This is a genomic window from Halorubrum sp. JWXQ-INN 858, from assembly GCF_009806985.1.
Taxonomy (GTDB): domain Archaea; phylum Halobacteriota; class Halobacteria; order Halobacteriales; family Haloferacaceae; genus Halorubrum.
In genome coordinates, this window is record NZ_WUAX01000014.1 from 112,021 (window position 1) to 135,475 (window position 23,455).

Annotated in this window: 23 protein-coding genes; 13 read left to right on the top strand and 10 right to left on the bottom strand. The window is 66.9% G+C overall.

Features of this window, described 5'->3' with window-relative positions; all coding sequences use genetic code 11:
• Window positions 1-222 precede the first annotated feature (222 nt).
• Window positions 223-1,989, bottom strand: a complete 1,767-nt coding sequence (locus GRS48_RS11590; RefSeq protein WP_159486652.1) for a PPC domain-containing protein — start codon at window positions 1,987-1,989, stop codon at window positions 223-225.
• A 393-nt stretch (window positions 1,990-2,382) separates the two neighbouring features.
• Here GRS48_RS11590 and GRS48_RS15115 point away from each other — a divergent pair, with 393 nt between their 5' ends.
• Window positions 2,383-3,381, top strand: a complete 999-nt coding sequence (locus GRS48_RS15115; protein WP_235028059.1) for a DUF4397 domain-containing protein — start codon at window positions 2,383-2,385, stop codon at window positions 3,379-3,381.
• A 14-nt stretch (window positions 3,382-3,395) separates the two neighbouring features.
• Here the strand turns inward: GRS48_RS15115 and GRS48_RS11600 are convergent, their stop codons facing one another.
• The 4 genes from GRS48_RS11600 to GRS48_RS15120 all read right to left on the bottom strand — a co-directional run bounded on the left by GRS48_RS11600 (window position 3,396) and on the right by GRS48_RS15120 (window position 8,091).
• Window positions 3,396-4,853 (bottom strand): alkaline phosphatase family protein, encoded by a 1,458-nt coding sequence (locus tag GRS48_RS11600; protein WP_159486654.1) that lies wholly within the window; start codon window positions 4,851-4,853, stop codon window positions 3,396-3,398.
• Window positions 4,854-4,893: 40 nt separating this feature from the next.
• Window positions 4,894-6,279, bottom strand: a complete 1,386-nt coding sequence (locus tag GRS48_RS11605; RefSeq protein ID WP_321168420.1) for an alkaline phosphatase family protein — start codon at window positions 6,277-6,279, stop codon at window positions 4,894-4,896.
• Window positions 6,280-6,400: 121 nt separating this feature from the next.
• Window positions 6,401-7,684, bottom strand: coding sequence for a UDP-glucose/GDP-mannose dehydrogenase family protein (locus GRS48_RS11610; protein WP_159486656.1), 1,284 nt, complete (start codon window positions 7,682-7,684; stop codon window positions 6,401-6,403).
• A gap of 260 nt (window positions 7,685-7,944) precedes the next feature.
• Window positions 7,945-8,091, bottom strand: coding sequence for a hypothetical protein (locus GRS48_RS15120; protein ID WP_200840265.1), 147 nt, complete (start codon window positions 8,089-8,091; stop codon window positions 7,945-7,947).
• A gap of 345 nt (window positions 8,092-8,436) precedes the next feature.
• Between GRS48_RS15120 and GRS48_RS11615 the strand changes: the two genes are divergently transcribed.
• Window positions 8,437-9,078, top strand: coding sequence for a helix-turn-helix domain-containing protein (locus tag GRS48_RS11615; RefSeq protein WP_159486658.1), 642 nt, complete (start codon window positions 8,437-8,439; stop codon window positions 9,076-9,078).
• A 30-nt stretch (window positions 9,079-9,108) separates the two neighbouring features.
• On the opposite strand, the gene GRS48_RS11620 is transcribed toward GRS48_RS11615, so the two are convergent.
• Window positions 9,109-9,288, bottom strand: a complete 180-nt coding sequence (locus tag GRS48_RS11620) for a hypothetical protein (protein ID WP_159486660.1) — start codon at window positions 9,286-9,288, stop codon at window positions 9,109-9,111.
• A gap of 211 nt (window positions 9,289-9,499) precedes the next feature.
• On the opposite strand from GRS48_RS11620, the gene glmU reads away from it, so the two are divergent.
• The 5 genes from glmU to GRS48_RS15330 all read left to right on the top strand — a co-directional run bounded on the left by glmU (window position 9,500) and on the right by GRS48_RS15330 (window position 15,239).
• The gene (gene glmU / locus GRS48_RS11625; protein WP_159486662.1) at window positions 9,500-10,684 is read left to right on the top strand and encodes a bifunctional sugar-1-phosphate nucleotidylyltransferase/acetyltransferase; all 1,185 of its coding nucleotides are present in this window, start codon (window positions 9,500-9,502) and stop codon (window positions 10,682-10,684) included.
• Between the two features lie 152 nt (window positions 10,685-10,836).
• Complete coding sequence (locus tag GRS48_RS11630) at window positions 10,837-11,151, top strand: winged helix-turn-helix domain-containing protein (RefSeq protein ID WP_159486664.1); 315 nt, start codon at window positions 10,837-10,839, stop codon at window positions 11,149-11,151.
• On the top strand, window positions 11,148-12,503 hold the full coding sequence (locus GRS48_RS11635) for a hypothetical protein (protein WP_159486666.1): 1,356 nt from the start codon (window positions 11,148-11,150) through the stop codon (window positions 12,501-12,503). The genes GRS48_RS11630 and GRS48_RS11635 overlap by 4 nt, the downstream gene beginning before the upstream one ends.
• Window positions 12,504-12,708: 205 nt before the next feature.
• Window positions 12,709-14,619 carry a phosphotransferase gene (locus GRS48_RS15390; RefSeq protein ID WP_159486668.1) on the top strand — a complete coding sequence of 637 codons (1,911 nt, stop codon included), beginning with the start codon at window positions 12,709-12,711 and terminating at the stop codon, window positions 14,617-14,619.
• A gap of 110 nt (window positions 14,620-14,729) precedes the next feature.
• On the top strand, window positions 14,730-15,239 hold the full coding sequence (locus tag GRS48_RS15330) for an acyltransferase (protein ID WP_159486670.1): 510 nt from the start codon (window positions 14,730-14,732) through the stop codon (window positions 15,237-15,239).
• On the opposite strand, the gene GRS48_RS11650 is transcribed toward GRS48_RS15330, so the two are convergent.
• Together GRS48_RS11650 and GRS48_RS11655 are read right to left on the bottom strand one after the other, a co-directional pair.
• On the bottom strand, window positions 15,227-16,246 hold the full coding sequence (locus GRS48_RS11650) for a Gfo/Idh/MocA family protein (RefSeq protein ID WP_159486672.1): 1,020 nt from the start codon (window positions 16,244-16,246) through the stop codon (window positions 15,227-15,229). The genes GRS48_RS15330 and GRS48_RS11650 overlap by 13 nt on opposite strands.
• Entirely contained in the window at window positions 16,243-17,340 is a 1,098-nt protein-coding gene (locus GRS48_RS11655; RefSeq protein ID WP_159486674.1) for a DegT/DnrJ/EryC1/StrS aminotransferase family protein, read from the bottom strand. The genes GRS48_RS11650 and GRS48_RS11655 overlap by 4 nt, the downstream gene beginning before the upstream one ends.
• A gap of 349 nt (window positions 17,341-17,689) precedes the next feature.
• Between GRS48_RS11655 and aglF the strand changes: the two genes are divergently transcribed.
• From aglF to GRS48_RS15335, 3 genes are all read left to right on the top strand, one after another.
• Window positions 17,690-18,448 carry a UTP--glucose-1-phosphate uridylyltransferase AglF gene (gene aglF, locus GRS48_RS11660; protein WP_159486676.1) on the top strand — a complete coding sequence of 253 codons (759 nt, stop codon included), beginning with the start codon at window positions 17,690-17,692 and terminating at the stop codon, window positions 18,446-18,448.
• 146 nt (window positions 18,449-18,594) lie between these two features.
• Entirely contained in the window at window positions 18,595-18,894 is a 300-nt protein-coding gene (locus GRS48_RS11665) for a HalOD1 output domain-containing protein (protein WP_235028064.1), read from the top strand.
• A 77-nt stretch (window positions 18,895-18,971) separates the two neighbouring features.
• The gene (locus GRS48_RS15335) at window positions 18,972-19,094 is read left to right on the top strand and encodes a hypothetical protein (protein ID WP_255473106.1); all 123 of its coding nucleotides are present in this window, start codon (window positions 18,972-18,974) and stop codon (window positions 19,092-19,094) included.
• A 315-nt stretch (window positions 19,095-19,409) separates the two neighbouring features.
• On the opposite strand, the gene GRS48_RS11670 is transcribed toward GRS48_RS15335, so the two are convergent.
• Complete coding sequence (locus GRS48_RS11670) at window positions 19,410-19,691, bottom strand: winged helix-turn-helix domain-containing protein (RefSeq protein WP_321168421.1); 282 nt, start codon at window positions 19,689-19,691, stop codon at window positions 19,410-19,412.
• Between the two features lie 9 nt (window positions 19,692-19,700).
• Window positions 19,701-20,246: a hypothetical protein gene (locus tag GRS48_RS11675; RefSeq protein ID WP_159486680.1), complete on the bottom strand. Its 546-nt coding sequence runs from the start codon at window positions 20,244-20,246 to the stop codon at window positions 19,701-19,703.
• A gap of 214 nt (window positions 20,247-20,460) precedes the next feature.
• Here GRS48_RS11675 and GRS48_RS11680 point away from each other — a divergent pair, with 214 nt between their 5' ends.
• The 3 genes from GRS48_RS11680 (at window position 20,461) to GRS48_RS11690 (ending at window position 23,324) form a co-directional block, all read left to right on the top strand.
• Window positions 20,461-21,057 carry a metal-dependent hydrolase gene (locus GRS48_RS11680; protein ID WP_159486681.1) on the top strand — a complete coding sequence of 199 codons (597 nt, stop codon included), beginning with the start codon at window positions 20,461-20,463 and terminating at the stop codon, window positions 21,055-21,057.
• A 243-nt stretch (window positions 21,058-21,300) separates the two neighbouring features.
• Window positions 21,301-22,377: a DegT/DnrJ/EryC1/StrS aminotransferase family protein gene (locus GRS48_RS11685; protein WP_159486683.1), complete on the top strand. Its 1,077-nt coding sequence runs from the start codon at window positions 21,301-21,303 to the stop codon at window positions 22,375-22,377.
• Window positions 22,374-23,324 (top strand): Gfo/Idh/MocA family protein, encoded by a 951-nt coding sequence (locus GRS48_RS11690; RefSeq protein ID WP_159486685.1) that lies wholly within the window; start codon window positions 22,374-22,376, stop codon window positions 23,322-23,324. Before GRS48_RS11685 ends, GRS48_RS11690 begins: the two co-directional genes overlap by 4 nt.
• Window positions 23,325-23,455 lie beyond the last annotated feature (131 nt).

The following is a 23,455-nucleotide window of genomic DNA, read 5'->3' on the forward strand; positions in this document are numbered from 1 at the left end:
TCCTCGATCCGATCGTCCCGCACCCTCGATCACGAGTGTATTCCTCGACATCTTTCGGCTGACATCGACGTTCACCGCGACGCTCATCGCGGCGTTCACGCCGATGTCGATCACGAACCCGAGCGCTATGTGACCACGATCGGGACCGTCGTGTCGTTCCGGTCGTGTCCCGGTCGTGTCGTTCCGGTTCCCTGAGGACTCGCTCCGGGAGAGCCGGACCGCTCACCAACACTGTAGGGTGAGGTTGTAATCGAAGGTCTCTCCCGGCCAGAAACTCGTCGCGATGACCGTATAGGTCCCGTCGGCTCCGAGGTCGAAGTCCGTGATCAACGCGTCGAGGTTCCCGCCGCTATAGGCATCGAACACAGCCAGGTCGCCGTCCGGATCGAGCACGAAGAGGACGGTATCACCCACCGATGACGACATCGAAATGGTGACTCGCTGCCCCTGTTCGCCCTCGAACACGTACTCGTCGTGGAAGTGCTGTGGGCTCAAGAACCCGGTCGCGTCCGTCGGATCCAACGCCTCGGTGATCACGTCGCCGCACCCGATCCGGACCGGGTCGGTGCTTGGCGGTTCCACATCCTCACAGCGGAGGGTCACCTCGTACGGGAAGCGCTCTTCGTCCCAGTAGCTCGTCGCGACGATCACGTACTCGCCGTCCGAAGGGAGGAAGTGTTGGATCATCGCGTCGAGCCCGCCAGCGCTGTCGTCGTCGAACGCGACCATCCTCCCGTCCGGGTCGAACAGGTAGAGGTACGGGTCGCCGAGGGGATATCCGCCCCCGTTACCGGCTTCGAGTTCGGCGATCATCGTGACCGTGACGTACTCGCCGGCGATCCCTTCGAAGGAGTACGTGTCGTGGTAGTGATCGCCGAAGTCGTTTCGGATCCCGGTTTCGTCCTCTTCCGTCAGCTCGCCCGCGATCGTTTCCCCACACCCGATCGGAACCGGCTCGACCGGATCCCAACAGTCGAGGCGCAGGTCGTACGCGAAGTACGCTTCGGGACCGTAACTGGTGGCCATCACCGTGTACGTCCCGTCTTCGAGAAGGGCGGTCGTGATACGGGCGTTCAGACCGTCTCCACTGTCGTCGTCCCACGCGATGGGTTCACCGTCCGGACCGAACAGGATCAGCAGGGGATCCGCGGCCGGGATGTCGTACTCGTCGTCCCAGTCCTCGCCGTTTTCGTCCTCTTCATTCCCGTCATCGCCGTTTCCGTTCCCGTCCTCGCCGGTTCCGTTCCCGTCCTCGCCGGTTCCGTTCCCGTCCTCATCGTCGGCTTCGTCGCCCCCGTTCCCCTCGTTACCGTTCTCCTCGTTCGGATCGTCATCATCGACGGCGACTTCGACAGCGTCCATCGATATTTCCACGTAGGTGCCGGCGTTCCCCTCGAACCCGTACGTGTCGTAGGCGTGCCACTCACTGATGTATCCGGTCGGATCGTCGGGCGTGAGTTCGCCGACGACCGTTTGGCCGCATTCGATGGGGAGCTGGTCGAACTCGACGTCACATTCGACGGCGAGCTCGTACTCGAAGCGGTCGTCCTCGCCCCAACTCGTCGCCAGTATCGTGTACGTCCCAGATTCGGGGAGGCTCGTCACGACGAGGTGAGCGTTCACACCGAAACCGCTGTCGTCGTCCTCGCCGAGGACCGCGCCGTCCGGGCCGAGCAGGTAGAGATAGGGATCGCCCGGTGGATCGTCCGGATCGACGTCTTCGACGTCGCCTTCGGGCGGGAGCGCAGTCATGGATATGGCGACGAGACCGCCCTCCTCCGCCTCGAACTCGTACTCGTCGTGGAAGTGTGCGTCGCTCCGGAACCCCGTCGCGTCGTCCTCGGTGAGCGCTCCGAGAACCGTTTCACCGCACGTTATCGTGTCGACGTCGGCGGATTCGTCGTCAGTCTCCCCGTCGTTCTCCTCGTCAGGTTCGTCCTCCTGGGCGGCCCCGGCCCCGGTCAGCAACGCACCGCCGGAGAGGACCATCCCCGCCTCGAGAACGCGCCGCCGGGTAAACGGAAGCGACGACCCCGGTATCCCTTTCGGTCGCTGACTCGATCGTTCGGATCGCTCGTTACCCGCCCGTTCCGGCTGCTGTCCCGACTGTCGCGGTCGTCTCGTCATTTCGACCTCCCGTTCGCGTTCGTCTGACTTCGTTAATGGCTCCGCCCGCAACGGTAGCCCGGTCAACATCAATGGTAACGTTACTCATGAATCATCGTGTGTTCCGTAAGCCGGGTTGAACGACCCACGTCGTCGAAACGGACCGCGCCTCCCTTCGATTCAGTACCGAGGATCGGTCACTAGGGGACAAGTAAATCAACGCAAACCCAAACATATGGAAAGAACTGCTTTGTATTGGTTGGATAACTGCCACGTATGGTTCGGATGCCGACCTCGAGACGGCGGTTCGTTGGTACCCTCGCGGGAGTAACCGTGATCGCGGCGGCGGGCTGTGCTGACGACCCGGACGAGGAACTCCCCGAGGACGACGGCCTCGACGAGGAGACGCCGGACGAGGAGGAAACGCCCGACGAAGAGGAAACTCCGGACGACGAAGAGACGCCGGACGAAGAAGAGACGCCGGACGACGAGGACGAGGGTGAGACCCTCGTTCGGGCGGTTCACGCGTCGCCGGACGCGCCGAACGTCGACGTGTACGTGGACGACGACCCCGTCCTAGAGGACGTCCCGTTCCGAACGGTCAGCGACTACCTCACCGTCCCGGGCGGGAGCTACGACGTGATGATCACCGCCGCGGACGATCCGGACACCGTCGTGTTCGAGGAGGAGGTCACCGTCGACGACGGCACGGCGACGTCGCTCGTCGCGCTGGGTGAACTCGAGGCCGACACGTTCGAGGTGGTGACGATCAGCGACGACGCCTCGGACGTCGGTGCGGACGACGCTCGGATCAAGGCGGTTCACGCGTCGCCGGACGCCCCCGACGTGGACATCGCGGTTCGGACGGAAGCGAACGGGGGCGGCGATGAGGACGACGGTGAGAACGACGACAACGACGAAAACGGGAACGACGGTGAGGACGGGAACGGCGATGAGAACGATGACGAGGGGAACGGGGACGACGGTGAGGACGATGACGAGAACGGGGACGAGGGTGAGGACGACGACGAGAGCGGAGACCTCCTCTTTACCGACCTCGTGTTCGGAACCGCGAGCGAGGACACGACCGTGCCGGCCGGATCGTACACGCTCGACGTGTTACCAGCCGGCGAGTCCGACGTCGTTGCCTCCTTCGACGTCGACCTCGACAGTGGGACCGCGTACACGGCTTTCGCGATGGGGTACCTCGACCCGGACTCGGCGGCGGCCGACGAACCGTTCGACCTGACGATCGCCGTCGACGCCGAGCCGTAGGCGCTTCGTCCCCCCTACGGCGCTTCGACGCTGTCAGCGAACAACGACGTTCGTACGCGACCGTCCATGTCGTCCGGGACCGGTGCGCCGCGTAACGACAACAACGTCGGGGCGAGGTCGAGTATCGACAGGTCGTCGACGGTCCCCGTACGAAACGACGGTCCGATGGCGGCGAAGATCCCCCGCCTCGTGTTGACGCCGCTCCAGTTCGGGTCGACGGTGGGGAACACCTCGTCGCTTCCGAGCCCTTCCCGGACGTTCACGTGGTCGGACTTCTCGATCACGATGTCCGGTCCGCTCTCGACGTACGGCCCGTGGTACACCTCTTCGCCACGATGCACGGCGCTCGCGACCGGTCGACCGAGGGGATCGCGGAGCGACCCGAACGCTTCCATGAGCTCCTCACGAACCCGTTCGTACCGGGGGCTTTCGGGGTCGACGATCAGGTACACCGGCCCCTGGGCGCTGCCGACGGCCACAGATGCGTCCCAGTCGATCGCTTCGTGTTTGCTTCCCCCGAGCTCGCCGCTTTCGTTCGGCAGCCGGTTCAGGAACCACTGAGGCGCGAACCGCTCCGCGACGCCGCGGAGATCGGTTATCGGGACGACGTCGTCGGCACGGATGAGAACCCGTTTCAATCGATCGGCGTTGATCCCGGCGGAGTAGAGCGTGTCGGCGACCGCGCTGTCGTACTGTAGATAGCCCTGGCGCTCTAACCACGCGTTGACGTTGAACACGGTTTCTATCGGCGCGTGACCGTGGTCGCTCATCAACACGAGATCGACATCGGCGTCGAGCAGCGCCGACAGGTGGTCGTCGACGATCTCCCACCCACGCTTGGTGTCCGCGCCGTCCCAGAGGTGGTGGTGGAGGGAGTTGAGGTAGAACGTCGTCACTTGCAGAAAGGAGAGGTCGTACTCCTCGAACAGTTGCCGAGCCACGCGAAACCGGAGGTCGATCAGGTCGAGGACCTCCTCGTACGCCTCGGGGTTGCCGTCGTGAAGCATTCCACGCTTCCGCACCCGGTAGTCGAACTCCTCGTTCAGTCGGCGCTCGAGCGACGGGGGAGTCGCGTAGCCCTCGTTGTGTCCGTCCGGGGGGCCGGCGATCAGGAACTCACCGACGTCCTTCGGCGGGTACGTCGTCGGAACGTTTATGACGCCGACACGGTCCTGTTCGGCGAGGATCTCCCAGTACTCCGTCTGCTCGTGATACCGCTCCCGCGGGAGGTACACTCGGCGGTTCCGCACGTCGACGTTCTGCCACCAGTAGATCCCCAACTTGCCGGGGTTCTTCCCGGTCGCGTACGCCTTCCAGTTCGGCGAGGTCACGGGCGGTAACACGGACTGCAACTCGCCGTGGATCCCTCCGTCGACGATCCGGCGAAGCGCCGGGAGGTCACCGCGTTCCATCCAGGGACCGATCAGATCGAACGTCGCACCGTCGAGTCCGACGACAACGGTTGGAGGCATGTCTATCATAACCATACCCGCTGGTTTCATTATGCGGACCTTACCGCCGGTCCGTTCCTCGTCGCTCCAGCAGGCTCGCTCCGTCGAAGGTAACGGTCCCCCTAGGGACGTCGAGCAGGTCGAGCAGCGTGGGGGCGATGTCGTATAGATCCGCGCCGTCTGCGACGATCCGGTCGTCATCGGTGATCAGACACGCGTTCGAGAACTTGTGCATCCCGTTTCGTGGCCCGCTGGTGAACACCGCGTCCTTCCGCCCGAACCCCGACTTGAGGTCGAACCCGTCCTCGGGGACGACGACGACGTCGGGCGCGATGTCCGTGGTCGGCCCGTCGAACACCTCCTCGCCCTTATAAACCGTCGCACAGACGGGGGAGCCGTCCGGACCCGTCAACGCCTCGAGGTCCGCGATGAGTCGGCTCCGAACCGCCTCGTACGCGGCCGCCCCGTCGACGTCGACGAAGAACCGACCGGGAATGAGCGAGTACACCTCGGTCTCGTCGCCGAGGTCGCCGATCCCGTCCGGATCGTCGGTCCCGTAGGTCAGGTACCCCTGCCGGGCGAGCCATTCGTTGCAGCTCACCTCGTACACGAGGTCGGTGAACCCGTGATCGGAGGCGATTACGAGCGTCGTGTCGTCGTCCAGTCGGTCGTACAGTCGCCCCACGTACCGGTCGAGGGTCCGATAGAACTCGAGGAACCCTTCGGTCTCGGGTCGGTCGTTCGCGTAGTCCCCGAACAGGAAGTGATTGACCCGATCGGTCGTCATGAACACCCCGAAGAACAGGTCCCAGTCGTCCTCGGCGAGGTAGTGGTCGAACGTCCGATACCGGGCTTCGAGCGTCTCCCGCGCGTTCTCGAGGAAGGCGTCGGTGTCGTCGCCGTGTCCGAGGCTCGTGTCGACGTCGATCGCGTAGCCGTATCGGTCGAGGACGTCGGCGACGGCGGGGTCGCTGGAGGCGTCCCGGATCGACGGCGAGAGGAACCCCGACACCATCCGCTGGACGTCACGCTGTGGCGGGAACGTTACCGGAACGTTCAGCACCGTCGCGGCCTTTCCCGCGCGCGTTACGTGATCCCAGACGCGGTCGGCGCGGACGTCCTTCCCGGTCGGGATGTACGTCTCGTCGCTCCCGACCGCCCGGTCCTGGAAGCCGTACACGCCGGTCTTCCCCGGGTTGACTCCCGTCGTGAGACACGGCCAACACGCGCTCGACTCCGGCGGCACGACGCTCGACAGCCGCGAGAGCGTTCCGCCCTCGGCGATCCGGTGGAGGTTCTCGAACACGTCGGGATGGTCGACGACGAGGTCGTACGGGACTCCGTCGAGACCGAGGAAGACGACGCGTGGGTCGTCGTCGCTGTCGCCGTCGTCGCCATCGCCGCCATCCTGGCCCGTACCGCCGCGGAGCCGGTCGAACAGGCTCACGACCGCCCCCCACGAGGATCGCCCGGCTCTGGGACCCTGCCTACGCGGCGAACCGTTCGACGGACGCGGCGAACCGTCCGACGGACGCTGCGAACCGTTCGACGGACGCGCCGAACCGGCGTCACGCCGGCCATGTCAACCCCTCGTAAACGATCCCGTCGCGCCGTTCGATCACCCGTCGACCGTCGACGACGACCGGCCGGTCCATGCGGTCGAACGCGTCGTCGAGGGCGGCGAACTCGTCCCACCCGGTCACCACGACGGCTCCGTCCGCACGGTCGAGCGCCGCGGCGGCCGAGTCGGCGTACGTCACCTCGGGCAGCAGCTCCCGCATCGGCTCGGTCGCGACCGGGTCGTAGGCGACGACGTCGGCTCCCCGTGCGCGGAGTCCGCGTATCACGGGGATCGCACGGGAGTTCCGGACGTCGTCCGTCCCCGGCTTGAACGCGAGCCCGAGCACCGCGATCCGATCGTCGGCGACGTCGCCGTGCGCCTCCAGAAGCGACAGGAGCCGCTCCGGCTGCCGGTCGTTCACCTCGACCGCCGCCCGTAGCAGCGGCGCGTCGTATCCCTCCGCGTCGGCGGCCGCGATCAGCGCCGAGAGGTCCTTCGGGAAACAGGACCCGCCCCAACCCACCCCGGACCGGAGGAAGCGCTCGCTCACCCGGTCGTCGAGCCCCACCGCCGCGAGGACGGCGTACGCGTCGAGCCCGAACTCCTTACAGACGTTCCCGATCTCGTTCGCCAGCGACACCTTCGCGGCGAGGACCGCGTTGTTCGCGTACTTCACCATCATCGCCGTTTCGGGGTCGACGTCGACGATCGGAACGCGCTCGCCGTCCCGCAGTCGGTCGTACACCGACGCGAGGGTCTCGGTCGCCCAGGCCGACTCCGTCCCGAAAACCAGCTTGTCCGGCGAGAGGAAGTCGTCGACGGCGGTCCCCTCGCGGAGGAACTCGGGATTGGTTGCCAGCTCGACCGCGTCCCCGGCGCGGTCGTCGAGGATCGACCGGAGGCGATCGATCTCGGGCGGCGGGACCGTGCTCTTGACGACGACGAGCCGGCGGTCATCGACGTCGGCGAGCGCGTCGGCGGCGGCTCGCGTGGCGTCGGCGATCGGGGCCACGTCGACGCTTCCGTCGGGGGCGGAGGGGGTCCCGACGGCGAGGAAGACGACGTCGGCGTCGGCGACCGCGTCCGAACGTGTGGTGGCCCGGAGACGGTCGCCCGCGTGCGTCTCGACCAACTCGTCGAGCCCCGGCTCGTGAGCGGGAACCGATCCGGCGTTGATCGTCTCGACGACAGACTCGTCGATGTCGACGGCGGTGACTCGGTGTCCGAGATCGGCGAGACACGCCGCGAGCGTGGTTCCCACGTAGCCGCTCCCGACGACCGCGACCGTCATCCATTCCTCCCCGGACGTTTCGTCCGGAGCCGGGGACGTGACGGGGACCGTTTCCTCCCGCGAGGACGCAACCGATGACGTACCATCGGTTCCCGCTCGGCGGACTGCGTACATTGTTATACGTCGCCAACCGACCGAGGTTCTGACGACGTGACCGTCTCGATGTCGAGGTGTGTCGACGCGGTGGACGGTCGATTTGCGACCGACTGACCGATGCAGTCAGTGAAACGCTCGACCGACGGATCCCTCCGGAGACGGAACTACCCCGTTGGCTCTGCGGCTTCCCCGTCGATCAGGTTCGCGTGCGCCATGCAGTGGTGGCAGCCGTACACCTCGCTCTCGTTGTTCCCGAACACTCGCGTAAAGTTCGACGTGACGAACGACCCACATCTGTTACAGTCTGGCATGGATATGTGTCCACTCCGGGAGAGGGGTTACGTGTTGTACCTCGCGCTCGAACCCGTTTAAGCGCTCACGCCGACGAGGCTGCTCCCAGGGTGTCGATGAGGCTGATACCGGGGCTTTGACGGGAGTCGATCGAGGTGTCGACGGGGCTGGTTCCGAGTCGATCCGAGGCGCCGACGGGGCTGGTTCCGGGATCTCCGCGTGCCACGTCGTCGGGGGCTCGTGTGCGCCGCCGTCAGTGCACTGATCCGGTCCATAAATGCCGTATCGGCCAGTCACGGTACGGCTACCGACGGTATCTCGGATATAACAAGATAGGTCGCTGGTGTGGGGCGGAACATCCCTACATGACGGTCTGTACCAAGCTCACCGTCGCGGTCGACGACTTCCTGCTCCCACGGGTCCTCACGACACGGCCCGAAGTCAGGGTCGAACTCGAACGGATGGTCCCGTTCGGCGAAGGGATCAGCCCGTTCCTCTGGGTGTCGTCGACCGACGCGGGGTGGCTTCGGGAGACCGTCGATGCCGATCCGACGGCGGCGGGCATCTCGCGGCTCGATCCGGTCGACGGCGGCTCCCTGATCGCCGTCGGCTGGAACCGGGAGGCCGTCCCGGTGGCTTGCTCGATCACCGGACCGGGGGCGACGTGTCTCCGCGGGGTCGGACGCGCCGACGGTTGGAGCCTCGTCGTTCGGTTCGAGAGCCGCGACCGGCTCGGATCGTGTCATCGATACTGGGCCGAACGCGGCTTGGACGTCACGATAGAGCGTCTCCACGAAGGGGTTCGAACGACGGACCACGGGGCGGCCGCGGCGCTCACGAGCTGTCAACGCGAGACGCTCCGTGCCGCCCTCGACGCCGGCTACTTCGAGGTCCCTCGCCGGACCACCCTCCAGGAGCTGTCGAGCGAACTCGGCGTTTCGGACACCGCGACGTCCCAGCGGATCCGACGCGGGCTCCGCGAGCTCGTGGCTACCGAGGTCATCTGATGCCAGCCCGACGGGGGCAGCCTCCGCGACTCACCGCCAGGAGGCGAGCGAGACGTACGTCCCCTGCTTCGCCGTAAGCCACTCGGTAAGTCGTTGGGACTCGGTCGGGTCGGTCGGGTGAAGCGTACACTCGTCCGGGCCGTCGTCGTACTTCACGATCGTCGCCTCGATCGACGACTCGTGTTCCCTGGGTTCCCCGGTCGGGTTCATGGCTTATCAAGGGTGACGCCCATTCCCCTGTTTGTAATACGTTTCCTAACGCCCGACCGAAACCGCCGACCGTGGGACTATCGTCGTGAGGCCACCGTCGTACGTCGTCGTCGCGAGACTACCGTCGTGAGGCGGTCGGTGCGGGATCGGGTACACAATCGGGCGATGTAGCCGGTGTATACTAAACAACTGGGTTCGGGAACGGTGGGGCATGCAGGTCGTCATCCTCGCGGCGGGACAGGGCACACGAATGGGGCCGCTCACCGCGGCGCACCCGAAGCCGATGCTCCCGGTTGCCGGCCAGCCGTTGGTGGCTGGCGTGGCCGACGCGGCGATCGACGCCGGTGCCACCGAACTCGTCGTGACCGTCGGCTACCAGGGCTCGTCGATCGAGGAGTACCTCGGTTCCGAACGCCGCGGGGTCCCCGTCGCGTACGCGGAGCAGTCTGAACAGGTCGGGACGGCCGACGCCGTCGCGGCCGCGGCCGAGCGCATCGACGGCCCCTTCGCCGTACTGAACGGGGACACCTTATACGACGCGGCCGACTTGGCGGAGCTCTTCTCGGGCGTCCCGCGTATCGGGACGTATCGGGTCGACGACCCGACGTCGTACGGCGTCGTCCTCACCGACAACGGGATCGTCACGGGGATCGTGGAGAAGCCGGAGGATCCCCCGTCGCGGACGATCAACGCGGGGGCGTACACCTTTCCCGCGGACGCGGTCGACCTACTCGACGTCCCCGTGACCGAGCGGGGGGAGCGAGAACTGACCGACGTCCTCGACCGCCTGATCGACCAGCGATCGGTCCGCACCGTCCCCTTCACCGAGTGGATGGACGTCGGCCACCCGTGGGAGCTGCTCGAGGCGAACGAGCGACGGCTGCAGGCGATCGAGTCCCGTCAGGAGGGATCCGTTCACCCGAACGCGACGATCGAGGGGCCGGTCGTCGTCGAGGAGGGCGCCACCGTCGGCTCCGGGGTGGTGATCGAGGGACCGGCGCTCCTCGGTGCGGACAGCTCCATCGGCCCGAACGCGTACCTCCGCGGCCCGGTGGCGATCGGTCCCGGGGCGCACGTGGGCCACGCCGTCGAGGTCAAACGGAGCGTTCTCATGGCCGATGCGAGCGTCGGCCACCTCTCGTACGTCGGCGACAGCGTGCTCGGCCGGGGGGTCAACTTCGGTGCCGGAACGAACGTCGCGAACCTCAGGCACGACGGTGCCCCGGTGAGCGTCTCGGTCGGGGAGCGACGCGTCTCGACGGGGCGGCGCAAGTTCGGAGTCGTCGCCGGGCCGGACTCGAAAACAGGGATCGATACCAGCTTGAACGCGGGCGTGACGCTCGCCGCCGGGTCCAGGACAGCTCCCGGCGAGGCCGTGTTCTCGGACGTCGAGTGACCGGTAGCCACCGCCAACGGTAGTGACCGCCTACGTTCGATTAATTGTCTTTACGCACGTATGGGTGTAATCCCTTTCTCACCCGCCGGTAACACGGGGATAACGCCGGTATCGACTGTATAGTAAAGTCGTCCCCTCGGATCCTTCCGGTAATGGATCCCGACTGGGACGCGATCGGCTACGTCATTAGCTCGAAGTACCGGATCGCCGTCTGTGAGCGACTCGAAGGGGGTCCCTCTACGCCGACAGAGATCGCCGATCGAAAGGGCATGTCGATCACGCACGTCTCCCGGGCGCTTCGGAACCTCGAGGAGCGCTCGCTCGTCGAGCTCCTGGTCCCGGACGACCAGCGAAAACAACGGATATACGACCTCACCGAGCGCGGATCGGGCGTGTGGGGGGACATCCTTCGGACGGGGCTCGTCGAGACGGAGGCGATCCGCGCCGATCCGACCGACGGGCAATGAACCGACGGGAGGTGTTGTATCGTACCGGAGCCGGGCTCACCGCGACCGCCTTCGCGGGCTGTGGCGACGACGCCGAGAACTCGTCGCCGTCGACGCCGGCCCGGTCGACCCCGAACCCCCCGACAGAGCCGGAGGTGTTCGACCGGTTCGAGCGCGTCATCGACGTCACCGACCGTGGGGCGGACCCGTCGGGCGAGGACTCGCTGTTGTCCACGCTCGTCGACATCGATCCGGACGGGACGCTCGTTTACCTCCCCGAGGGACGGTACCGAATAGACGACTCGTGGTCCGTCGAGGGGTTCGAGCGCTTCGGGATCTACGGCCCGGAGGCGACGATCGTCCCGGATCCGGGAACCGACGCCCAGCTGTTCCAGCTCGACGGCCGCGACCGCGGAGAGGAGCTCCACCTCGAGGGGATCTCGTTCGATTACTCGAAGGACGGAGCGAGCGGTCGGATGTTCAACGCACAGGCCAGGGATGGCCTCCTCGTTCGTGACGTCTCCGCGGAGGGAACCGTCGACCGTGGGCCGAGCCTCGCTCGCGTCGACGTGACGACCGCCGACGGATCCGGCCTCGTCGACGAGCTTCGACTCCCGGACGGCGCGGAAGCGGGTACCGGGATAACCGGCTGTTACGTCGGCAACAACAGCCGCGGTTCGATCACGTTCAAGAACTGTCAAATATCTGGGTTTCCTGACAACGGGCTGTACGCAGACCCGCCCATGGGACGGATCGTCGTCGACGGCGGCTCGTTCCAGAACTCCGGGATCGCGAACGTACGGGTACGCGGTGGGTCGCTCGTCCAGAACGTCTACGTTCGCTGTGACGACCGACATCGGGAGTTCGACAACATGCGTGGGATCCGCTTGACGGATTACGAACCCCAACCCGACTCGGAGCCCGCGGTCGTCCGGAACTGCTACGTCGACATGCTCGACGCCACGTACAGTGACGGTGCCATCGAGCTTTCCTCCCAGCTCGCGAGGGGGATCGTTCGATCGACGACGGTCCGGGTCGACGCGGACGACGTGATCGCGGTCCGTGCGAAGTCGCCGTCGAGCGCTTTCCTCAAGGCGGGCGTCGACACGTCGCTGCAGGTCTCGGATCTCGTCGTCCGTGGCGACGCGACCGGGCTCGAAGCGATCCGCGTCGTCGAACGCGACGGCAGCCACCTCGACCGGATCGACGTTCGCCAGCCTGCTCGGGGCCGCGACGGCGTTGAGTTCCGCCGGTGTGTCGACGGGTCCCTCACGGACGCCCGCGTCGAGGTCGGCGGCCGCCCGCTCGTGCTCACGGAAAGCGACGTCGTGCGACGGAACGTCGATCTGTCGTTCCCGACCGACATGGTGTGAGGGTGGGCGCCGTGATGTGCCGGTGTGTGCCGGTGTGCCGATGGAAAATTGATGTACCGGTGTGCGACGACGTGTCGATGGACAACTGACGCGCCGATGTGCGCCGGCGCGTCGGCGCGGGCCCGTCAGGCTCGGTAGGGGACGGCTAACTAACGCGCCGGCAGCCGGGAACCCGACAATGAGCCGGCCTGTCGATGCCGATCCCGTGAGCGGACCCGATACGCGCCGCTTCGTCGACGAGCCCTCCGCGGTCCGCGACGGGGTCCCGAGCTGGACGTCCGTTGAGCGCGAGCCCCGCGGAATCGATGCCGAAACCCTCGACGCGCTCGCGGACGAGCTGGCGACGCGACCGATGCGTGCGGTGCTCGCCGACGCGTTCCCGGACGGCGGACGGGACGAACGGAACGCGCTGTTCGTCGACCCGGCCGGCGCGTGGCGGATCCCCGTCAGCTCGCACCTCCGCGGGCGGTGTCTCGACGTCAACACGGGCGTCGGCACGCGGGCGCTGCTGCTCGCCGAGGTGGTCGACTCCGTCGACGCCGCCGGGACGAGCCCCGAGGCGCTTCGGTTCCTCGCGGCCCGTGACGACTACGCGTGTCACGACCGCGTCACGCCCATCCACGCCGACCTCCGGACCCTGCCGGAGCCGACGGAACCGTACGACGTCGTCGTCGCCGACCTCCGTGGACGACACCGACCGGACTCGCTCGGAGACGCCGTCGACGCCCTCGCCGAACCGCTGGCGGCCGACGGCTCGTTGCTGCTCCTGATCGACGGCCCGACACGGTCCGCCGGCGTCACGACCGCCGCGGGACTGGGGACGCCCTTGGACGACTCGCCCTCGCCGGTCGATGCGACGCGGCAACTGCTGTCCGGGGTCATCGACCCCATCGACCGGGACCGGTTCCCGTCGGTCGATCGATACGCGATGGTTCCGGACGCCGTCGACCCCTCGTTCGTCCTCCGGGTCGGCGACACGGCGGCAACCGACCGACTGATCGCGGCCGGTGAGGGCGGCTCGCTCGGCGATCGGCTCGCGACGCGGACAGCGTCGCTCGCCGGACGACTCGGGGTGTTGGACCGGCTCTGGCCGGGGTTCCTCCTGGCCTGTTCACGCGACGGGACGCCAGGAGGTTCGGAGGCCACGGGCCGTGCTCGCCAGAATCCGGACCAGGACCGACACCCCGTCAGCGAGGGGTTGCTCACCCGCGGTGGCGGTCGATCGACCGTCCTCGTCGACGACGGCGCGGGCGGGCTCGACTCGGTCGTGAAGGTCCCCCACCGGCGCGCGCACGCGGAGTTCGCGTTCGACGAGTTTCGAACGACTCAGGCGCTTAGCGGGGATGACCCCGGATCCACGGGCGTTTCGGGTACGATCCCGTCCGGGACGCTGAGCATGACGTGGTTCGGGCCCACGTACGCCGAACGCCCCGCGCCGGGGACGCCGCTCTCGTCGTTCGTCAGCGCCGATCCGGACCGGTTCCGCTCCGTCCTCGAGCTCGGGATCGATTGGCTGATCCGTCTCCAACGCCCCCGCGCCACCTCCGTCGCGCCGCGCTCGCCAGACGCGGTGCGAGACGAGCTGTCGCTCCCCGAGATCGGTCTCGGCCCGCCGCCGGTCGAGAGCCCGATACGGCTGTTTCGCGCCCCGTGCCACGGCGACTTCCACCCGAAGAACGTGTTCGTCGATCCCGCCGGCGGGGCCGACGGCCCGGTCACCGCGGTCATCGACTGGGAGCTGGGCGGGCTCGACGACGACCCGATCGCGGACCCGGCGTTCTTCTGTCTCCAGACCGCCCGGCTCGCGTTCGGCGGGCTCGAAGCCGGCCTCGAGGCCGCGTTCACGTCGCCCGGCCCGCACGCGGACGCCGTCAGCGACTCGATATCGCGATACTGTGCCGCGATGGGGATCGACCGATCGACGTTCCTCCTCTACCTGCCGAGCGTGTGGATCCGCCGGCTCCGTCGGTGTTTAGAGCGCGGCGCGACGGCGAGCTACAGCGGCCGCGGCGTACGCCGTGCGGCGGACGTTCGGCTGCTGTGGGACCGCCACGATGAGATCGTCGCCACGCTCGGCGAGCCCGACGCAGGTGGGGCGTCGTCGTCGCAGTCGTAAGGCCCGATGCGATCGGGGCGTCGTCGACGCAGCCGTAAGGACCCGTCACGGCCTCTCCTCCGACCCGGTAGGAGGGGTATACCTTAGTGTCGACCGATGGTGTCGCCTCCATGAGCACGAACGGCTCCGAGTTACCGCGAGCGATCCGGGAGACTGATGTCGGCGAGGGGACGACGATCGCCCCGTTCAGCGTGATCGACGACTGCGAGTTCGGCCGCGACTGTCAGGTGTGGCGGTTCGTCAACTGTTACGGCGCGACCGTCGGCGACGAGGTGATGATCGGGTCGTTCGTCGAGATCCAGTCGGACGTCGTCGTCGGCGACCGGACCCGGATCCAGTCGCACGCGTTCGTCCCGTCCCTCTCGGAGATCGGCGACGACGTCTTCGTCAGTCACGGCGCGAAGTTCGTCAACGACGTCTACCCGCCGAGCGGCGACCCCGACCGCTGGGAGCCCACGGTCGTACACGACGGGGCGGCGATCGGGACGAACGCGACGCTCCTCCCGGTCGAGATCGGTGAAAACGCCCTCGTCGGTGCCGGCGCGGTCGTTACCGACGACGTCCCGCCGGACGCCATCGTCGCGGGCAATCCGGCGGAGATCGTCGGCTACCGCGACTGAATCGCGTCGTCGACGACGGGCGGATCGAGGTCGACGGTGTTACCGGTGGCGTCCGACCGCTGTGCGGACTCGAGCACTTCGACGGCCCGCGCGCCGACGGAACCGGGCGCGTGCAGCGTCGCCTCCCCGCGGGAGGCGGCGAGGAACTCCTCGACCTCGGCCCTGAGCGGCTCCCGCGACGGAGCCTCGTGGACCTGCTTCCCCTCCTCGAGCGATCGGAGCGTCCCCTCGCGCTCGACGACCCGACTGTCGTACACCTCGAGCACGTTGTCCTGCAGGTAGTCGATGTACGCCGACTTCTCGGATCCCACGACCACGAGGTCACGACGCTTCCCGAACACCGGGACCTGCCAGGACTCCCTGATGACGCTCGTCGCCCCGTCGTACTCCAACACGATCGTCGCGGTCTCGTCGACGTCCTCGCGGACGACGGCGTCCAGCGAGCAGTAGACGCGGTTCGGTTCCTCGCCCATGAGATACGAGGAGACGTCGACGTCGTGGACCGCGAGCGAGTACAGCGCGCCGGTCGTCGACCGGGGGACGCGGAACGAGAACCGGCTCGTCGTCAGGTACTTTATCCGGCCGAGTTCGCCCCTGTCGATCCGCCGTTTCAGCTCGCGCAGCGCCGGATGGTGCCGGAAGATGTGGCCGACCGCGAGCGTCCCGTCGTGTTCGTCGGCGACCGAGACGATGTCCCACGCGGCGTCGCTCTCGAGCGCCAGCGGCTTCTCCACCAACACGTCGACCCCCGAGCGCAGGAGGTACGTCGCGATCTCGTGATGCGTCGGCGACGGCGTCGAGATGGTCGCGGCGTCGACGCCCAAGTCGGGGAGCTGCTCGTAGCTCGTCGTCCCCTGGGCTCCGTACCGGTCGGCGAGCTCGGTGAGCCGCGCCTCGTCGACGTCACACAGCGTGAGCTCGTCGATGACCCCGTCCTCGGCCAGCTCCGCGGCGACGCGGGCGTGGTTGCTCCCCCAGTAGCCGGTGCCGATCACGGCGTAGTTCATTCGAGATACCCCGCGATCGCCTCACACACCGTGTCCACCTCGTCGTCCTCGATCCGTGGGTGCATCGGCAGCGACACGATGCGGTCGACGAGCCGCTCGGTCACCGGCAGCGTGTCGGGGTCCGTGCGGTCCTCGACGGCCGGGTGTCGGTGTGCGGGCGTCTCGTAGTGGATCCCGGTTCCGATGCCCCGGTCGTCCAGGTGTTCCCGGAGGCCGTCGCGGTCGTCCGTTTGGACCACGTAGAGGTGGTACACGTGGAACGCGTCGTCCGGCTCCGTCGGCGTTTCCACGCCGTCGACGTCGGCGAGACGCTCCGTGTAGCGCTGTGCCGCGGCGTTTCGCCGCTCGTTCCAGTCTCGGACCCGTTCGAGCTGGTCGATCCCGACGGCGGCGTTCGTCTCGTCCAGCCGGTAGTTCAGCCCGAGGTGCAGGTGGGTCCCGGCGTCGTCGCGACCGTGGTTACGGAGCTCGCGCATCTCGCGGGCGAGGTCCGGGTCGTCGGTCGTCACCATCCCGCCGTCGCCGGCGACGGTCATGTTCTTCGAAGGGTAGAAGCTGAACGCTCCGGCGTCGCCGGCGGCCCCCGCCACGTCCTCGCCCCGATCCCCGAAGTGCGCCTGGCAGGCGTCCTCGAGGACGAACAGGTCGTGCTCGTCCGCGATCGACCGGATCGCCCCCATCTCCGCGAGGCAGCCGTAGATGTGGACCGGGATCACGGCCGCCGGGTTCTCCGCGTCCGCGGCGGCGTCCGCGAGGGAATCGGGGTCCATCGTGTACGTTTCGGAGTCGACGTCGACGAACACGGGGTTCGCGCCGAGCGACAGGACGGGGCTCACCGTCGCGAAGAAGGTATGGCCCGGCACGAACACGTCGTCGCCCGGGCCGACGTCGGCCGCCTGTAACGCGAGTCGGAGCGCCGCGGTCCCGCTCGACACGCCGACGGCGTGATCGACGCCACACTCCTCCGCGAAGGCCGACTCGAACCGTTCGACGACCGGCCCCTTCACGTATCGGCCGCCCCGGAGCACGTCCTCAACGGCTTCGATCGCGTCCTCGCTGACGCGGATGTCGGTAAAATCGACGGTATCTGGCATCGTTCGAGCCTCCCGCCTCGAACTGTTTGTAATGCGTCGGGTACCGGCCCCCGAGCGCCGCGAAGCGGTCTCCGAGTCGGGGTAGCCGGCTGTTACCGTCCCGAACCGACCGCTATCGGCTCGTTCGGCGACTCACGATCGGCTTCCCGGGCCGTCGGATCGTCCCCATGATCGGGGTCGTGTTCGGGTCGTGGGTCGTGTTCGGGTCGTGGGTCATGCCCGCGTCGTGTCTTCGTCGCGTACGTTCCCGACGATAGCCGTTTGCTACCCCCGAACGATCCCGTGACGCCCGCCCACGGGCGGCGAAGCCGGGGCATAACAAAGCGTCGCGAGGCGGCCCGTTACAGCCATGCAGGCAGTCGTACTCGCCGCCGGCAAGGGAACGCGGCTCCGTCCGCTGACCGAGGAGAAACCGAAAGGCCTCGTCGAGGTGGACGGGAAGCCGATCCTCACGCACTGTTTCGAGCAGCTCGTCGACCTCGAGGCGTCCGAGCTGCTCGTCGTCATCGGCTACCGCGGGGAGGACGTCGTCGATCGGTACGGCGAGGAGTTCCGCGGCGTGCCGATCACGTACGCCACCCAGGAGGAGCAGCTCGGGCTGGCCCACGCGCTCAACACGGTCGAGGAACACGTCGACGACGACTTCATGTTGATGCTCGGGGACAACGTCTTCAGGGCGAACGTCGAGGACGTAGCCCAACGGCAGCGCGAGAGCCGCGTCGACGCGGCGTTCCTCGTCGAGGAGGTGCCGTGGGAGGAGGCGTCGCGATACGGCGTCTGCGCCACGAACGCGTACGGCGAGATCACCGAGGTGATCGAGAAGCCGGACGACCCGCCGTCGAACCTCGTGATGACGGGCTTTTACACGTTCTCGCCGGCGATCTTCCACGCGACGAACCTCGTCCAGCCCTCCGACCGCGGGGAGTACGAGCTCTCCGACGCCATCGACCTCCTCATCCAATCGGGACGCACCATCGACGCGGTCGAACTCGACGGCTGGCGGATCGACGTCGGCTACCCCGAGGACCGCGAGGAGGCCGAACGACGCCTCCAGGAGGCGTCGCCGGCGTCGCCGAGTCCCAGCGTCGGGAACGTCTCCAGCGAGTGACCCGATTCCGGGCCGACCCGTTGACGTGACGGTGACGCTCGATCCGTCGCGGTCCTCGTCGAGATGTAACTTTTCAGCGGGTTGTCTCCTTCACAACGACTTGTGAATGTTTATATAATACGTCGCCCTGTATCCCGACAGACGTGATGAACGCGACACAGCCGGATCACTATATATCGACCGAACCGTCTCCCGACGAAACGAGTTCTCAGTTCACGTTCGACCCAACGAACGGGGACTTCCTCGTCGACGTGGTCACGGCGGTTTCGACGGTCGCGGGCGTCGAACCGACCGAGCTCTCGCCGCCCCTCGCGGAAGTCGTCGACCCGGACGCACTGGCGGCAGTCGTTCAATCGGGCGGCTACGGCACCCAAGTGACGTTCCGCCTCGACGAGTACGTGGTGTCCGTCACCGGTGACGGCCTCATCGACGTATACACTGTGTAACACGATCTCATCCGATAAGCATCTCACTACTGTGGTGATCGACAGGTTTAACATGCTGTTCTTTGCATAGATAGCTGATGTCAGAGTGGTTCTCCGAGGAGGAACTGGACCGTATCGCTCGCTTCGCGCAGTCTCCCGGCTACTCCAGGGACCCGGCGATGTTGCTGCCGGAGGAGACGGAGGACGACGACGCGGCGTGACGTCCGGTCGATCGGCTGTCGTTCAATGACCCAGCATCGTCGCGGATAGCGGTCGCTTTACTGATAAATCCTAGTACGAACGTCAGTTAGTCCCGCACGAACGTCAGTTAACCCCGGACGAACTCCAGTTAACTCCGCTACAAAGGTCAGTTAACTCCGCTACGAAGGCCGGTTTATCCGTACGAACACTATTTAAATACGCTGCGAACGTCGCTCGTCGATGCGAGAGCCATAGGGTGCGCCAGCCAAGCGGTTCGTCGACCGATCGTGGCGTATCCCCTCGATCGATTCGGTGTTCGGGTCCGCCGCCCCTTGCTAATCCTCGAGCAGGCCCTCGTTCTCGATCGTCAGCCAGATCGCCTCGCCGTCGTCGGTGATCCCGTATACGCGGCCTTTCCGGCGGTCCTCGGGAACGAGCAGCTCGACGAACCCCCGGTCACGGAGGCTCGTCAGGGCGTGTGAGACCGCAGCGATGTCGATCCCCTCGTCGTCGGCGATCTGTGAGGGCGTCGACGGCCCCATCGCGAGCCGGCTGAGCACCGTTACGCGGTACTGTGAGCTGATAACGAAGCCGATGTCGTCCCAGTTTTCGGACACGTCAACCCCTCATTCGTCGTGTGCCGGGATGTTCGTTCGCTTTGCGCCCAAGCCGCCGTCCGTGTAGAGGTAGTGTACGACGCTCGTCACCGCCACCAGGAGGAGCCCACCGATCGCGACGTAGATCGGGTCCACGATCGGGACGCTGAGGAATACCGTGATCGCGTACAACAGGAGCCCGGCAACCGAGAGAGAGAAGTAAACGATCGTCCATCGACTGGAGGGTTCTTCGGATTCGAAGTATCGCGCGAGGTGATCGACCCGGTCGGTTGAGCTTACGACCCCGGTGTCGGCGTCATAGTCGACGACTCCCGCCTCCGCGAGCTTCGGGATGTGGGTCTGATATAGCGAGACGTACGTCCGTTTGCGTTGCTGGGAGCTCAACGCGTCCGGCTCGACGCCGTTTTCCCGGGCGGCGAGTTCGTTCGCCAGCTCCTTGAGCTCGATGCCTTCAGGCACCCCCTGAAGCCGCCGCAGGACGAACCGGCGTCGAGTGTTGCTTAGCAGATCGAACGCCGTGTCCTGTGGTAGTGGGTGGGTGTCCTGGTCTGACATTCGAAATCCTGTGTCATCACGACAACGTGTAGGGCATTCTGCAACTATCGGCTTTGTTAGCGATGTGTTTCGCCCCGAGAACGATAGGGTTTATGCCCGCGGTTTCGGTAGTAGCACCATTACAAACGCCCCGTATCGGTGATCGACTGCCGATGCACCCCGCCGCACAGCCCGATCGATACGCTTTCGCTCCGGCCCCTCCGTTTGCTTAAACATGTGGCCATGGGAACATGCGGTTATCGGGTATCTCGCGTTCTCCGTTGGGGTTCACCTCCTCGCCCGTCGCTCGCCGACGGGTCCCGAGGCCATCGTCGTCGTGTTCGCGTCGGTCCTGCCGGACCTCATCGACAAGCCGCTCGCGTGGGAGTTCGGCGTCTTCGCCTCGGGCTACGGGGTCGCCCACTCGGTGTTCTTCGCCGTCCCCCTCGCCGCCCTGGCCGTGGCCATCGGAACCGCTCGGGAACGCTTCGGTGAGGCCGCGGCGTTCGCCGTGGGCTACCTGCTCCACCTCCCGGCGGACCTCGCTCCGGCGTACGTCAGCCGGGGCCACGTCCCGTTCGAGCGCGTCCTGTGGCCGCTGCAGTCGGGTGAGACGGATTATCCCGGTGGCTTCTCGGGAACCTTCGCGGAGTACTTCGCCGGCTACGTCGCCGAGCTCACGTCGAGCGATCCGAGCGGATTCGTCGTCCTGACGTGGGTGCTCATCGCGGGGTGTGCCGCGCTATGGGTGTACGACGGGCTTCCGGGGCTTCGGGAGCCCGCGGCGTACCTGTACGCCGTCGTTCGACGGCCGTCCTCCGACGGTCGGTAACGACGCTTCCTCCCCAACGGTCGTCCTCTGCGTCCTCCGCGTTTCCTGCGACCTCTGCGTTCCCTGCGACCTCTGCGTCCCCGTCCGACGGTAGGTACGTGGTTACACTCGACAACCGATCCATAACAAAGCCCGGATCGCGCTACGCCGGAGACGAGCCTCGGATATCACGATGCATCCACTACACGTACCCAAACGGGCGGTTGTCGGCGGACGATCGCGATCCGCCGGGAGGGCACGACCATGATCCCGATCGCGGACCCCCAGATCGGCGTGCCGGAGTTGAGCGCCCTTCTCGACGTCGCGGAGCGAGGACAGCTCGCTGACGGGCCGCCGGTCCGGACCTTCGAACGCGAGTTCGCGTCGGCGTGCGGCGCTGCTCACGGCGTCGCAACGTCGAACGGGACGACCGCGCTCCACGCGGCGCTGCGAGCGCTCGAGATCGGTCCGGGGGACACGGTCCTGACGACGCCGTTCTCGTTCGTCGCGACCGCGAACGCGATCCGTCTCTGCGGTGCCACCCCGACGTTCGCCGACATCGACCCGGCGACGATGAACCTCGACCCCGACGCCGTTCGGACGACGCTTCGGGACCGCGAGGTGGACGCGATCCTCGCCGTGCACCTGTACGGCCGGCCGGCCCCGATGGACCGGTTGTGTCGGATCGCGGCGGAACACGACGTCCCCGTGATCGAGGACGCCGCACAGGCACACGGGGCACGGTTCCGCGGCGATTCGGTCGGGTCGCTGGGTGACGTCGCCTGCTTCTCGTTTTACCCGACGAAGAACATGACGACCGGCGAGGGCGGGATCGTGCTCACCGACGACGAGCGAGTCGCCGAACGGGCCGAGCGCTTCGTCAACCACGGCCGAACCGACACGTACCTCCACGACACCGTCGGGCACAACTTCCGGCTCACGAGCCTCGGCGCGGCGATCGGGCTCGCACAGCTCGACAGGCTCCACGACTTCGTGGCGGTCCGCCGACGAAACGCCGCCCGCTACGACGACGCCTTGGCCGACCAGCCGGCGATCGACGCGCCCGGCGACCCCGACCACCTGACCCACTCGTACCACCAGTACACCGTTCGTTGTGACCGCCGAGCGGCGCTCCGCGAGCACTTGGAGGCGGAAGGGATCGGGGCGGGGATCTACTACCCGCGACCGATCCACAAACAGCCGGCGTACGCCGACGTCGACGCGGACGCTCCCGCCGCCGAGACGGCGGCCGAGGAGGTGCTCTCCGTGCCCGTTCACCCCGCGCTCGACCGCGCCGAGGTGGGGCGTGTCGCGGACGCCTTGGAGGGGTTCAGTCCATGACGGTCCCGGTCGGCGTGATCGGTGTCGGGAGCATGGGGCGCCATCACGCGCGCGTGTATCGGGAGCTGCCCGACGCCCGTCTCGTCGGCGTCGCGGACGTGAACGCGGAGGCCGCCGAATCGGTCGCGAACGACTACGACACGGTCGTGCTTCCGCGCGAGGAGCTCCTGGAGGCGGCGGAGGCGGTTTCCGTCGTGGTGCCGAGTCGGTTCCACGAGTCGGTGGGGGTCGCGGCCATCGAGGCGGGCGTCCATACGTTGATCGAGAAGCCGATCGCGACGACGCTCGATGAGGCGGCGGCCATCGTTCGCGCAGCCGAAGAGGCGGGGGTCACCTTGCAGGTCGGTCACGTCGAACGGTTCAACCCGGCCGTGCGGACCGTCGCGGACTTCGTTGACGACCTCGATCTCGTCGCGGTCGAGGCGCGGCGGCTCGGTCCGCCGCTGGACGATACCCGAGCGGTCGGCGACGGCGTCGTCCTCGATCTCATGATCCACGACCTCGATATCGTTCGTGCGCTCGTCGACGCCGACGTGACGTCGGTCGGGGCCAGCGCGAGCCCCGAACGGGATTACGTCACCGCGTCGCTCTCGTTCGACAACGACGTCGTCGGGGGGCTCACCGCCAGCCGAGCGACCCAGCGGAAGGTCAGAGAGCTCACTCTGACGGCGCGAGATTGCTTCGTGACCGTCGACTACTTGGACAGCTCCGTGACCATCCATCGGCGGAACCGGCCGTCGTATCTCGTCGACGACGGCGACGTCCGCTATCGGAGCGAACGCGTCGTCGAGCGCCCGATCGTCGAGAACGGGGAACCACTTAAGAAGGAACTCGAGGCGTTCCTCGACGCGATCGCGGAGGGGACGGACCCGATCGTCGACGGGACGGACGGCTACGAGGCGCTCTCGCTGGCGACGCGGGTTAGCGACTCGATCCGGCCGAAATAGCGTGGACACGACTTCACTCCCGGGCGTCGGTCGTGGACTGCCGTTCGAACCGCCCGTTCTCTTTTAAACAATCGGTAGAACGCCGACCCGTGATCTCCGCTGCACGCTTTCTGACCGGCCGGTTCGAGGAG